We start from the raw sequence: 12,803 nt of genomic DNA on the forward strand, positions 1-12,803 counted from the left end.
CAACCAGGTCTCGAAGGCCGACGTCACGCACACGCCCGAATTAACCAACAGCATCCCCGGCGGGAGGGCCGGGCCGCTCCCCCTCCCGTACGTGCCGTCAGCCCGTCGCCCGCAGCAGCAGCAGCGCCACGTCGTCCGGCCGCTCGCCCCCCGCCGCGCCCCGGCTCATCAACGCCTCCGCCAGTTCGTCCAGCGGCAGATGGCCCGCCTCACCGAGCCGGACACCCAGGTCGGCCAAGGCGTCCTCGATGTCCACGCCAGGGGATTCGATCAGCCCGTCCGTGTACAGCACCAGCACCGAACCCGGGGCCAGTTCGACCTCCGTCGTCGGGTAGGTTGCCTCGCTGTCGATGCCCAGCAGCGGGCCGCCCGCCAGATCCAGCACCCGCACCTGGCCGTCCGGGCGTCTGAGCAGCGGCGGCGGATGACCGGCCCGCGCCATCACGGCCCGCCCGCGCACCGGATCCAGCCCCAGATACAGACAGCTCGCGAACAGATCCGAACCCAGCTCGATCAGCAGCCGGTTGGTGCTGCTCATCACCTCGTGCGGCGGCTGCCCGACGGTGGTGTAGGCGCGTACGGCGGTACGGATCTGGCCCATCAGCCCCGCCGCCGTCACGTTGTGCCCCTGGACATCGCCGATCACCGCCGCCGCCGCACCCGCGGCCGGGACCAGGTCGTAGAAGTCGCCGCCTATGTCCATGCCCCGGGTGCCCGGCAGATAGCGGGCCGCCGCGTCGATGCCGGGCAGCGGGGGGAGCGAGTTGGGCAGCAGCGCGGCCTGGAGGCCGTGGGCGAGCTGGTGCTTGACGTCGTACAGCAGAGCCCGTTCCAGCGCGAGCGCGATCAGCGCGCTGAGACTGGTCAGCACCGCCCGCTCCTCGGTGGGGAAGGGATGCCGCTCGGCGTAGGCGAGCACACAGGTGCCGACCAGGCGGCCGGAGGCGATCAGCGGGAGATAGGCCCAGGCCGCGAAGCCGTCAGGGGTGGCGTACCGCGTGGGATACAGCCGCTCCAGATGCTCCTGGGACTCGAAGAACGACGGCACCGCGCTGTTCGCGGCCTGCACGCCCGGGGTCGGCTCGGACAGCGAGGTCCCGTTGAAGCGCTCGATGACCTGCGCGTCCGGATAGCCGCGATGGCCCAGGACGTGCAGCCGCCCCGCGCGCGAGGTGAGCAGGACGACGGCCTGGCCGCCCACCGCCGGGGCCACCTCGTCCGCGACCAGTTCCACCAGGTCCTGGACGCTCGCCGCCTGTGTCAGCGCCCCGGCCAGGGTCAGCACCTGGGACATGGTCACCAGCCGGGGCGGCGTACCGCCCTCGCGTGGCCCGGACCGGCCCATCTCCGCCACCGCCTGTGCCGGGCTGATCCGCACGCTCAGCCCGGTCCGGCTGGGAAAGAGCCGGAACGACAGCCAGTCGCCCGGCGGGCGCAGCGCCACGAACGACGTGATCTGCTGACTGATCAGCGCGGCCCGGTAGCGGTCCTCGAACACCGGGTCGTTCAGCCAGGGCACCGCCGCCCACAGCTGGAGCCCCAGCAGCCGGCTCACCGGGACGCCCATCAGGTCGGCCGCCGCCGGGTTGGCGAAGCCGATCCGGCCGTGCAGATCCAGCGAGCACAGCCCGTACGGCAGCCGCGCCGCCATCCGGACCGCCTCCACCGACCCGAGCGTCGCCGACAGACTGCCGACCAGTTGCGCACCGGGCAGATCGGGCTCCGGCAGCAGCGGGAGAGTGTGCCGCTCCTGCCGCTCAAGACGCAGCGCGAGCCGCCCGCACGCCGCCGTCAGCTGCCCGCGCTCCCGGTCGGACAGCTCCGGCGGATGCGATCCGGGCCAGGTGACGAAGACCGCCCCGTACACCGTGGTGTCCGTGGCCAGCGGCAGCGCGGCCAGCGCGAACGGATACGGCAGCACCACGGAGACCCGCGGATAGCGGCTCGCCATCTCCTCCTCGCCGCCCACCCACACCACCCGGCGCTCGCGCGCCGCGTCGGCGACCGGGATCGGCGCGGCCAGCCCCACCCGCTCCCAGGGCGCCGCGAAGGCCCGTGGCAGCCCCGCCATCACCGCCATCTCCAGCACCGGCTCTTCCTCCGCGAGCAGATACACCGCGCCGGAGTGCGCGTTCACGCCCTCCATCATCTCGATCAGGGCGAGGGACAGCAGCGGCCGTCCGGCCGGGCCCCTCGGCCGCCCGGAGGGCTGCCCGTCGGACATGCCGACCACCTCCTCGACCGGCCGCGGGACGGGCCCCAGGGAACAGAACACACTCTCCCCCGGCACGTCCCGCGGCGCACGGCGAGCGGGGGTGAGCGCCGGTGAGCGGGCGGATACGGGGGGTGCGTTCTCGGGGGCGATCAGGTGTGTGGGGTGCGGTTATCGGGTTGTTGCGCGGAGTTGACCGGCGGCGGGGGCGGGGGGATTCGTTTGGTGCTTCGGTCGTGGTTCGGAGGTGATCGGTGGTGGAGGGCGGGGGCCGGGTTGTGGTTCGGCGGAGATCGGCAGCGCAGGGCGGAGCGATCGGGATACGGGTTCGGAGGTGATCGGCAGTCCAGGGCGGCAGTCCAGGGCGGGGGACCGGGCCGGGGGACCGGGCTGTGGTCGGCGGCGATCGGCCGTGGGGGAGCGGAGCGATCGGGTCGTGGTCCCGAGACGACCGGCCGTGGGCGGTGGCCTGACACGGGCGGCGCCGGGCGGGGCGCGGCGCGCGGCCGTGGCCGTACGACCGCCCGTTGCACAGGGGGCTGCGTCACGGCGGCATACGCGCTGTAATGACGGACGTGGTCACTGAGGGCGCAGCGGGACGCGGAGCGCGGGTGCCGCGTGCCGAGGCCGCCCTCAAGGCGCTCGCCGGTGATCCGGATTCGGCCGAGCGGCGCCACCGGGTGCTGGAGCAGGTGCTCGCCTTCACCCGGGCCACCTTCGCGGGCGTCTACGCCCCGGCCGGGAACGGCGGGCGGCTGCGGCTGGCCGAGGCGGCGGGGGCGCCACGCGCGCTGTACGGGCTGCGGGACTCCTACCCCGCCGACGGACCCTCCGCCCCGGCCGCCGCCCTGCGCACCGGCGAGCCCGTCTGGCGGGGGCCCGCCGAGACCGCCGCCGGAGGAGCGGAGCGACACGCGGCCGATCACTCCCTCGCCGTCCTTCCCGCCCGGCACGGCGGTCTGCTGCTGGCCGTCACCGAGTCCCCGGAGGGCTTCGGCCCCGATGAGCGCGCCTGCCTCGAACTGATCGCCGACGCCGTCACGGCCGCCGCCCCCGACCGCCCGCCGGACGCCGGGGACCTGACGCCCGGCGGCTTCATGCTCGCCATGGACACCGCGCGCCGCTTCACCCGCCGCGCCCTGCGCGCCTGGGGCGTCACCGAGAACCCCCAGAGCCTCCAGAGCCCCCCGAGCCACCGGGACCCGCAGGCCCCCGGGAACCCCGGGAACCCCGGGAACTCCGAGGAGTACGACGCCGTACTGCTGGTGGTGTCGGAGCTGGTCACCAACGCTGGTGCACACCGACGGACAGGTCCGCCTCGATCTGACGCTGCTCGGCGGTCGGCTCCGGATCGCCGTCGCCGACGCACTGGCACGCAGCCCCGTCAAGCCGGCCGGCATCGGCTGGGAGGCCACCGGGGGACGCGGGCTGCTGCTGGTGGAGGCCCTGTCGGTGACCTGGGGAACCATGCCGGTGAGCGGCGGCAAACAGGTCTGGAGCGAGATCATCGTGACTGGCAGCTGATCCACCCCCAACGGCCTCGCTCCACCCCCGCCTTGCCCAGGTGACACCTCGGGAAACGGGAGTCGGAATGGAGTGATACGCAACCACAACGGAGCACCTCCATTCGGGGCGTTCCCCGGCTATGGTGTGCCAGATGAAGGCACTTGTGCTGTCCGGGGGCGCCGGAACACGCCTCCGGCCGATCACGCACACCTCGGCCGGACACCTCGACCCGGTGGCCGACAGAGCCGTGCTGCTCCACGGCCCGGAACCCCTCGCGCGGGCCGGGGTCACCGACGACGGCCCGGTGGAGGCGTTCGTCGCCGAGCCGAGCCCCTCCGGGCACGTGGTCCGGCCGAAGGACAAGCCCGAGCACCTGCGCGACACCGGCGATCACGGCAAGGTCCCGATCCGCACATGAACGACCCGCGGCGGTCCCGTACCCCGGCCCGCTGTGCCCTCCCCGCTCACCCCGTCCTCTCCGTTCACCCCGTTCTCTCCGTTGTCCCCCACCCGCGCCCGGCGCGAGCCGGCCGTACTGTCTCTCCGGACATGACCAAGGTGCAGATCCCTACATGAACCTCCTCGTCACCGGCGCCGCCGGGTTCATCGGCTCCACGTACGTCCGCGGGCTGCTGGCCCGGCCCGGCGGACCGCGGGTCACGGTGCTCGACCGGCTCACCCACGCCGGCACCCGGGACAACCTCCCCGACGCGCACCCCCGGCTGGAGTTCGTCCACGGCGACATCTGCGACCCGGCCGCCGTCGACCGGGTGATGGGCCGCATCCACCAGGTCGTGCACTTCGCGGCCGAGTCCCAGGTGGACCGCTCCCTGGACGGCGGCGCCGAGTTCGTCCGCACCAACGTCATGGGCACCCAGACCCTGCTGGAAGCCGCCCTGCGGCACGACGTGGAGACCTTTGTGCATGTCTCCACCGACGAGGTGTACGGCTCGATCAAGGCCGGCTCCTGGCCCGAGGAACACCCCCTGCGCCCCAGCTCCCCGTACTCCGCCTCCAAGGCATCCGCCGACCTGCTCGCCCTCGCCTACCATCACACCCACGGCCTGGACGTGCGCGTCACCCGTTGCTCGAACAACTACGGGCCGCACCAGTTCCCCGAGAAGGTCATCCCGCTGTTCATCACCAACCTGCTTGAGGGCCGCAAGGTCCCGCTGTACGGCGACGGCCTCAACGTCCGTGACTGGCTGCACGTCGAGGACCACTGCCACGGCATCGAGCTGGTGCGCACCAAGGGCCGGGCCGGTGAGATCTACAACATCGGCGGCGGCACCGAGATGACCAACAGGGAACTCACCTCCCTGATCCTCGACGTGTTCGGCGAGAGCTGGGACATGGTCGAGCACGTCACCGACCGCAAGGGCCACGACCTGCGCTACAGCGTCGACTGGACCAAGGCCCGCGCCGAACTCGGCTACCGCCCGCTGCACGACTTCGAGACCGGCATCGCCACCACGGCCGCCTGGTACCGCACCCACCGCGCCTGGTGGCGCGCGCTCAAGCAGCGCGTGGTGCCGACGTGAGTGCCCACCCGACCCGCACACCGCACGAAGAACCGCCCCTGATCCACGAGGAGTCACCCGCGTGAAACGCCATGAGTTCCTGCGCGGCCTGCACCAGGCCACCGCCAACCGCAACTACCTGGAGATCGGCGTCAACGACGGCCGCAGCCTCACGCTGTCGCGGGTGCCCAGCATCGCCATCGACCCGGCGTTCAAGGTGGTCACGGAGATCCGTTGCGACGTCCACCTGGTGAAGGCGACCAGCGACGACTTCTTCGCCCGGGACAACCCCCTGGCCCACCTCAAGGGCGGCCGGCACCCGCTGCGCAATCTGGCCAGGGGCCGCAGCCCGCTCGGCCACTGGCGGCGCACCTCCCTCGACCTGTCCTTCATCGACGGCATGCACCTGTTCGAGTACGCGCTGCGCGACTTCATGAACGTCGAGAAGCACTCCGACTGGGCCAGCGTGATCGTTCTGGACGACATGCTGCCGCGCAGCATCGACGAGGCCGCCCGTGACCGGCACACCAACGCCTGGACCGGCGATGTCTACAAGCTGGTCGAGATCCTCACCCGCTACCGCCCCGACCTGGTGACGGTCCTGGTCGACACCGAGCCCACCGGCCAGCTGGTGGTGTTCGGCGCCGACCCCACCAACACGGTGCTCACCGACAAGTACGACGACATCATCGCCGAGTTCGAGGTCCCCGACCCGCAGAAGGTGCCCGAGGCCATCCTCGAACGAGTCAACACCATCCGCCCGGAGGATCTGCTGGCGGCCCGCTTCTGGGGCCCGCTCGCCCGCGCCCGCAACATCGGCGCGGGCCGCTCCCGGGGCTGGCCCCCGCTGCGCCGCGCCGTGGAGGAACTCGCGGTCACCCGCTGACGCCTCCCGCCCGGCCCGGGGCGCGGCGACCCACAGCCGCCGCGCCCTTGCACATCACTTCAGAGCAGCCGAGCAGCCGAGCAGCCGAGGAACCGAGCAGCCGAGCACACCGGCTCCGCCGTCACCGCCACCACAACTCCGTAACTCCGTCACCGCGCCCCGCGCAGCACCCGCCCGACCTTTCCGGCCAGCCGTGTCAGCGGGCCGGGACGGGTCCCGCGTACCACCTCGAACCCGTTGGCGCCCGGCCGCAGCCGCACCGGCAGCGGGTGGAAGCGGGGCTCGTCCGCCTCGGGCGCGAGGTTCACGGAGACGCGCCATGTCCGGCCGTCGAGCGCCTCCGCCGGTATCTCCGCGAGGAGCAACGCCCCCGCCGCCTCCGGCGAGAGCCTCCCCGGCAGGTCCCGCACCCCGTCCGACCCCGACCCCGCCGCCGTCAGCCGCACGAGTACGTCGGCGGCGGCGGGCACCTGGAGCGGGAGCCGCACCCGGAGGCGGCCGTCCGCGCTCGTCACCGCGTCCGGCGTCAGCCGGTCCAGGCCGAGGCTCTTGCGGGCCCGGTCGACGTCCAGGGCGAGATGGGCGTGCGGCTGGGTCCAGTACGGCAGCACCACATGCCCGGCGACCACGGCGGCGGACGGCAGCGCGCGCCGCTGGGCCTGGGCGGGGCCGAGGCGCCGCCCCTTGGTCCAGCCGCCCAGCTTCACCCGGGTGTCGAGGTCCCAGAGCCCGCCGCCCGGCGGTGCGCCCTCGACGGCGGTGGTGAGATCGAGCAGCGCCGTGCCGCGCAGCACCAGCCGGACCCGGGAGCCGTCGCCGACGGGCACGCGCTCGCGGGTGAGTTCCACGGGCTGGAAGTGGGTGGCGGCGCTGGCCCGTTCACGCAGCAGCACTTCCAGCGTGGCCCGGTCGAAGCGGGCGGTGGTGTCCATGCCCACCCAGTCGATCGCGCCGGGCACGTCGAGCGGCGGTGCGGCGGGCAGTTCCTTCGAGGTCCCGGCCGGGAAGGTCATCGGCTCGCCGTGCACCGTGTACTCGGCGGTGAGGTCGATCCGCAGGGTGCGGTCCCGCCAACTCACCTGTTCCGGCACGGCCTTGAGGGCGACGCCGGTCTCCCACTCGGCGAACGCGGTCACGTCGTCGTAGCGCCCCGCGGCCACCAGCGCCGCCACCACCCGCTGGGTCGGCTGGAGCCCGTCGGTCACCCCCGGCCCGAACCGCTCGACCACCACCCGGTGGATCTGCTCGAACAGGTCCCGGCGGAAGTCCTCGGGCGCGGACAGGAAGCGCTGCCCGCGCAGCCGCTCCACCATCTCGTTGCGCAGCCAGCGCCGGAACAGCCGGTCGCGCACCGGGCCCGGCTCGGTGTACCGCTCCACGACGTCGAGCGCCTCGCGCAGATTGCCGAAGTACCCGGCGGGGTCGTAGCGCTGGAAACCGGCGTTGGAGGAGTCGTCGCGGCGCAGGTGGTAGTAGCAGACGTAGTCGCTGAGCACGGAGACGTTCCCGGCGCGCAGGAACGCCTCGGTGACGAAGACATGGTCCTCCAGTCGCCGCCGGCCCTCGGGGAAGCGCAGCCCGGTGCGGTCCAGGAACGCGCGGCGGACCATCTTGTGCGGCGTGAGACTGTCGATCAGCGGGGCGTTCGCGACCGAGGCGCGGGGCCGGTTCACCTTGAACAGCTCGACGGGCACCCCGCGTCCCTTGCCGGCCATCTTGCCGACGACGACATCCGCGTCATGGGCCACCCCGTAGTCGTACATCCGCTCCAGGGCCTCGTCGCCGAGATAGTCGTCGTTGTCGACGAACATCACGAACTCGCCGCGGGCCGCGTCGATCCCCACGTTGCGCGGCTTGCCGGGCCAGCCGGAGTTCTCCTGGTGGATGACGCGCACCCGCTCGTGCTCGGCGGCCACCGCGTCGAGCCGCGCCGGGGTGCCGTCGGTGGAACCGTCGTTGACGAAGATGACCTCGTACGCGTCCGGAGGCAGGGACTGCCGCAGCAGCGAGTCGACGCAGTCGGTTATGTAGTCCCCGGGGTTGTACACCGGAACAATGACACTGACTTTCACCGGCAACGTCCGGCCCCCTCAGAGTTTCTGCGCTGGTGGCGCGAGATCGGCACACGAGACATGTGCGACAGACATGAGTGAAGTGGCCGATGTTATCCCGGGTGGCGGTGAGGGGACTGTGAGCGAGGGTCAGCCGTGGGCGCGCACTGTTACTCGTGCGGCTCGGCGGCCGGGTCGCTCATCGCGTCGATAATTGGCGTGACGTGATGGCCGTGCTCGTGCGCGGCGCGCGGCGTGGGCGGAGTCATCCGGATCGCCGCAGGCGGCGGGAGCGCCGATGGGCCGCCCAGGCCGCCAGCAGGGCCGCCGTCAGCACCACCGCCGCGCGTTTCGCCACGGCCACCCCGGCCGCGCGCAGCAGGTCGAGGGGCGCGGCGGGCTCGGCGAAGGGGCCAGATTGCGCCTCCACTTCCGCTTCCGGTCCCGCTACCGCCTCCGCCTCGGTCAGCCGGCCCGCCAGACAGGTGGCGAACTGCCCCACCAGCCGGTCCCCGATCTCGCCCAGCACCCCGCGCCCGAACTGGGCCGGCCGCCCGGTCACCATCAGCTCGGTGCGCACCGCCACCGCCGTACCGCCGCCTCGCTCGGACACCACCGCCGTCACCACGGCCCGCGCGGTGCCCTGACCGCGTGCCTCCCGCCCCTTCGCGGCCAGCACCATCCGGTGGGCGTCCTCGTCCTGCTCCTCGAAGACGGCCGTGCCCCGGTACGTCAGCGTCACCGGCCCGGCCTTCACCCGCACCGAGCCGGTCACCGTCCGGCCGTCGTAGTCCTCGACCGTCGCGCCCGGCACGCACGGCGCGACCCGCTCGATGTCCACCAGCGCCCGCCACGCCTCGTCGACCGGCACCGGGACGGTGAACTCGTGGTGCAGCTCCATGATTTCCTCCTAGCGTCACCGGGAGTCCGGCCGGTGGACGGCGCCCGCTGTCGCCGTCAGCGGGGCGCCGCTGCCGCCCCGGCGCACGGCGACGATCTCGGCCGCGACGGACACCGCGACCTCCTCCGGCGTACGGGCCCCGAGGTCCAGCCCGACCGGCGAGCGCAGCCGGGCCGGCTCCGCGTCCGTCACTCCGGCGTCGACCAGGCGTTTCCTGCGGTCGTCGTGGGTACGGCGGCTGCCCATCGCCCCGATGTACGCGGCCGGGCGGCGCAGCGCCTCCGCCAGCAGCGGTACGTCGAACTTGGGGTCGTGGGTCAGCACGCAGATCACCGACCGCTCGTCGGTGTCGATGCCCCGCAGAGAGCGGTGGGGCCAGTCCACGACCACGTCGACGCCCGGCGGGAACCGCTTCGGCGTCGCGAACACCGCGCGCGGTGCACACCGTGACCCGGTAGCCGAGGAAGACACCGATGCGGGCCACCGCCGTGGCGTGGTCGATGGCGCCGAACATCAGCATCCGGGGCGGCGGCGCGAAGGAGTGCAGAAACACCGACACCGCGTCCTCGCGGCGCTCTCCGCGCGGCCCGTAGTGCCGTACGCCCGTGGCGCCCAGGGCCAGTTCACCGCGCGCGTCGGCGCCGACCACCGCGTCCAGGCCCGGCGTGCCGAGCGTCCCCGCGGTGCCGTCGGGCCATGCGGCGAGGGTGGCGCCCAGCGGTGCGGGACCGCCGGTGACTGTCGCGACGGTCACCGGCCGGCCCTCGGCGACGGACCGGGCGACCGCGCCGAACGCCGGATCCGATTCCCGGGTCACCGCCCGCACCAGCACGGTGATCTCGCCACCGCAGGTCAGCCCGACCGCGAACGCGTCGTCGTCGCTGTACCCAAAGGTCTCCAGCCGCGCGTCCCCGTCCGCCACGACCTCCCGCGCCAGCTCGAACACGGCCCCCTCGACACACCCCCCGGACACACTCCCCACCACCTCGTCCCCCGGCCCCACCGCCATCGCCGCCCCCAGACCCCAGGGCGCACTACGCCTCACCCCGACCACCGTGGCCAGCCCGAACGCCGCTCCGGCCGCATACCGGCCACCCAGCACCGGCAACATCTCACGCATACGCCCTCCCTCCACCCCCGACGCCACGCGCCCCGACGCCCACCACCGCCGCCCGCCCCACGCCCGCCACGGCGAGCCCGAACCAGGAGGCGCCGGGCGCCGGGAGGTTCTGACGCACGTGTGCTCCCTTCGGCCCGCCGCCGACCCCCGACCCGCCCGTCCCGACGGCGATCACCGCGCCGCCTCCCCGCCGCGCCCCACGGCTGCCGTCCGGCGCCGTTGCCCCCCTACCACCGCCGCCAGAGCCAGGTCGGGATCCCAGGTCAGCCGGGTGCCGACGGTGAACACCTCCGTACGGCCGCCCCGCGCCCGCCCGGCGCCGGTCAGCTCCGCGATGTCCCGGTGCCGCGGCACCTCGGCGGAGCCGGTCAGCGCGACGGCGGGCGGAGGAACCAGCCAGGGTGGCGTGATGTAAGTCACTCTATGGCCGTGCCGGGGCGGCGGCGAGTGCTCCGGCGCCCCCCTTGTTGAGCGTTAATCCATTGCCTCGCGGGCCCGGCCTCTGCTGCACTGCCGGGGTTCACGACACCGTCCACGCCACCGCACCCCGAGGAGCCCCGATGCGAGCACCGTTCATGTCCGCCACGGAAGGAATGACCCCCGTTTCGAAGAACTTCGAAGGACATGGCACCGGTGCATCTGCTCAATCTCGGCATTCTCGCGCACATCGACGCAGGTAAGACCAGCCTCACCGAACGGCTGCTGCACTCCGCAGGAGTGATCGACGAGATCGGCAGCGTCGACGCTGGCAGCACCCGGACCGACACCCTCGCGCTGGAACGCCTGCGCGGCATCACCATCAAGTCCGCCGTGGTCTCGTTCCCGGTCGGCGGCATCACCGTCAACCTCATCGACACCCCCGGCCACCCGGACTTCATCGCCGAGGTCGAACGCGTCCTCGGCGTCCTCGACGGCGCCGTCCTCGTCGTGTCGGCGGTCGAGGGCGTCCAGGCCCAGACCCGCGTCCTGATGCGCACCCTGCGCCGGCTGCGCATCCCCACCCTGATCTTCGTCAACAAGATCGACCGCCGGGGCGCCCGCTACGACGCCGTGGTCCGGTCCCTCGCCGACCGGCTGACCGCGTCCGTCGTGCCCATGGGCACCGCCACCGCCCTCGGCACCCCGGCCGCAGGCTTCACCCCCGGCCCCGGCCGCGCGGCCCTGGAGGTCCTCACCCGGCACGACGACGACCTCCTCGCCGCCTACGCCGACGGCACGGCGGACCCCTCCCTGCTGTACGCCGCCCTGGCCCGCCGGACCCGGCAGGCGCGGGTGCACCCCGTGTACGCGGGGTCGGCGGTCACCGGCGCCGGGGTGGACGCCCTGATCACCGCCATCGAGGAACTGCTCCCGGCCGCTTCCGGCGACCCGGCCGGACCCGTCTCGGGCACCGTCTTCAAGGTCGAGCGCGGCCCGGCGGGGGAGAAGGTGGCGTACGCCCGGCTCTTCACCGGCACCCTGCGCACCCGCGACCGGATCCCCTTCGGCCCGGCGGGAACGGAGGGCAAGGTCACCGCGATCAGCGTCTTCGACGGCGGCACGGACATCCGCGCCGACACGGTGACGGCGGGCCGGATCGCCCGGCTGTGGGGCCTGCCCGGCATCCGCATCGGCGACTCGATCGGCGTGCCGCGCGCGGCGCCCGGCCGCCACTTCGCCCCGCCCACCCTGGAGACGGTGGTCGTCCCCGGCAACGGCACCGGCCGGGGCGCCCTGCACCAGGCCCTCACCCAGCTCGCCGAACAGGACCCGCTGATCGCCCTGCGCCACGACGAACCACGCCGCGAGACCTCGGTCTCCCTGTACGGCGAGGTGCAGAAGGAGGTCATCCAGGCCACCCTCGCCGACGAGTACGGCCTTGAGGTCACCTTCCGCGAGACCACCCCCCTGTGCATCGAACGCCCGACCGGCTCAGGAGCGGCGGCCGAGCTGATCGGAAAGGCCCCCAACCCCTTCCTCGCCACGGTCGGCCTGCGCGTGGACCCGGCGCCGCCCGGCAGCGGGCTCACCTTCCGCCTGGAGGTCGAGCTGGGCTCGATGCCGTACGCCTTCTTCCGGGCGGTCGAGGACACCGTGCGCGAGACCCTCGGCCAGGGCCTGCACGGCTGGCAGGTCACCGACCTCACCGTCACCATGACCCACTCCGGCTACTACCCCCGGCAGAGCCACGCCCACCAGGGCTTCGACAAGAGCATGTCCAGCACCGGCCAGGACTTCCGCGGGCTGACCCCGCTGGTCCTGATGGCGGCCCTGCGCCGCGCGGGCACCCAGGTCCACGAACCGATGCACCGCTTTTGCGCCGAGACTCCCACGGACACCCTCGGCGCCCTGCTGCCGGTGCTGTCCGCTCACCGGGCCGTCCCCGCGACCACCGACTCCCGCGGCCCGCGCACCCTCCTGGAAGGCATCGTCCCCGCCGCCCGCGTCCACACCCTGGAACAGCGGCTGCCGGGGCTGACCCGGGGCGAGGGCGCCTGGGAGAGCGCCTTCGACCACTACGCCCCGGTCCGGCACGGCACCTTCCCCGAACGCCCGCGCACCGACCACAACCCCCTGAACCGGAAGGAGTACCTGCTGAGCGTCCTGCGCAGGGTGACCGGCTGAACC

General features: G+C 73.3%; 8 protein-coding genes and 4 pseudogenes. 6 read left to right on the top strand and 6 right to left on the bottom strand.

What is annotated here, in order from left to right:
* Positions 1–97: 97 nt before the first annotated feature.
* The gene (locus tag ACFRFC_RS18075) at positions 98–2,224 is read right to left on the bottom strand and encodes a SpoIIE family protein phosphatase (RefSeq protein WP_382692946.1); all 2,127 of its coding nucleotides are present in this window, start codon (positions 2,222–2,224) and stop codon (positions 98–100) included.
* Positions 2,225–2,778: 554 nt separating this feature from the next.
* On the opposite strand from ACFRFC_RS18075, the pseudogene ACFRFC_RS18080 reads away from it, so the two are divergent.
* The 5 genes and pseudogenes from ACFRFC_RS18080 to ACFRFC_RS18100 all read left to right on the top strand — a co-directional run.
* Positions 2,779–3,249: pseudogene (locus ACFRFC_RS18080) on the top strand (GAF domain-containing protein); the annotation flags it as partial.
* Between the two features lie 213 nt (positions 3,250–3,462).
* Positions 3,463–3,736 (top strand): annotated as a pseudogene (locus tag ACFRFC_RS18085) (ATP-binding protein); the annotation flags it as partial.
* A gap of 133 nt (positions 3,737–3,869) precedes the next feature.
* Positions 3,870–4,025, top strand: a pseudogene (locus tag ACFRFC_RS18090) (sugar phosphate nucleotidyltransferase); the annotation flags it as partial.
* Between the two features lie 265 nt (positions 4,026–4,290).
* Positions 4,291–5,259, top strand: a complete 969-nt coding sequence (rfbB, locus tag ACFRFC_RS18095) for a dTDP-glucose 4,6-dehydratase (protein ID WP_382692948.1) — start codon at positions 4,291–4,293, stop codon at positions 5,257–5,259.
* Positions 5,260–5,320: 61 nt separating this feature from the next.
* On the top strand, positions 5,321–6,124 hold the full coding sequence (locus ACFRFC_RS18100; RefSeq protein WP_382692950.1) for a class I SAM-dependent methyltransferase: 804 nt from the start codon (positions 5,321–5,323) through the stop codon (positions 6,122–6,124).
* Between the two features lie 149 nt (positions 6,125–6,273).
* On the opposite strand, the gene ACFRFC_RS18105 is transcribed toward ACFRFC_RS18100, so the two are convergent.
* From ACFRFC_RS18105 to ACFRFC_RS18125, 5 genes and pseudogenes are all read right to left on the bottom strand, one after another.
* Positions 6,274–8,202 (bottom strand): glycosyltransferase family 2 protein, encoded by a 1,929-nt coding sequence (locus ACFRFC_RS18105; RefSeq protein ID WP_382692952.1) that lies wholly within the window; start codon positions 8,200–8,202, stop codon positions 6,274–6,276.
* Positions 8,203–8,440: 238 nt separating this feature from the next.
* On the bottom strand, positions 8,441–9,076 hold the full coding sequence (locus tag ACFRFC_RS18110; protein ID WP_382692953.1) for an SRPBCC family protein: 636 nt from the start codon (positions 9,074–9,076) through the stop codon (positions 8,441–8,443).
* A gap of 15 nt (positions 9,077–9,091) precedes the next feature.
* Positions 9,092–10,196: pseudogene (locus tag ACFRFC_RS18115) on the bottom strand (XdhC family protein).
* Positions 10,189–10,314: a hypothetical protein gene (locus ACFRFC_RS18120; RefSeq protein WP_382692954.1), complete on the bottom strand. Its 126-nt coding sequence runs from the start codon at positions 10,312–10,314 to the stop codon at positions 10,189–10,191. Before ACFRFC_RS18120 ends, ACFRFC_RS18115 begins: the two are co-directional and overlap by 8 nt.
* A gap of 53 nt (positions 10,315–10,367) precedes the next feature.
* Positions 10,368–10,616 (bottom strand): hypothetical protein, encoded by a 249-nt coding sequence (locus ACFRFC_RS18125; RefSeq protein WP_382692955.1) that lies wholly within the window; start codon positions 10,614–10,616, stop codon positions 10,368–10,370.
* Between the two features lie 213 nt (positions 10,617–10,829).
* Between ACFRFC_RS18125 and ACFRFC_RS18130 the strand changes: the two genes are divergently transcribed.
* Entirely contained in the window at positions 10,830–12,800 is a 1,971-nt protein-coding gene (locus ACFRFC_RS18130; protein ID WP_382693010.1) for a GTP-binding protein, read from the top strand.
* Positions 12,801–12,803 lie beyond the last annotated feature (3 nt).

The sequence above is a fragment of the Streptomyces sp. NPDC056734 genome, from assembly GCF_042790455.1.
In the GTDB taxonomy this organism is placed as follows: domain Bacteria; phylum Actinomycetota; class Actinomycetes; order Streptomycetales; family Streptomycetaceae; genus Streptomyces.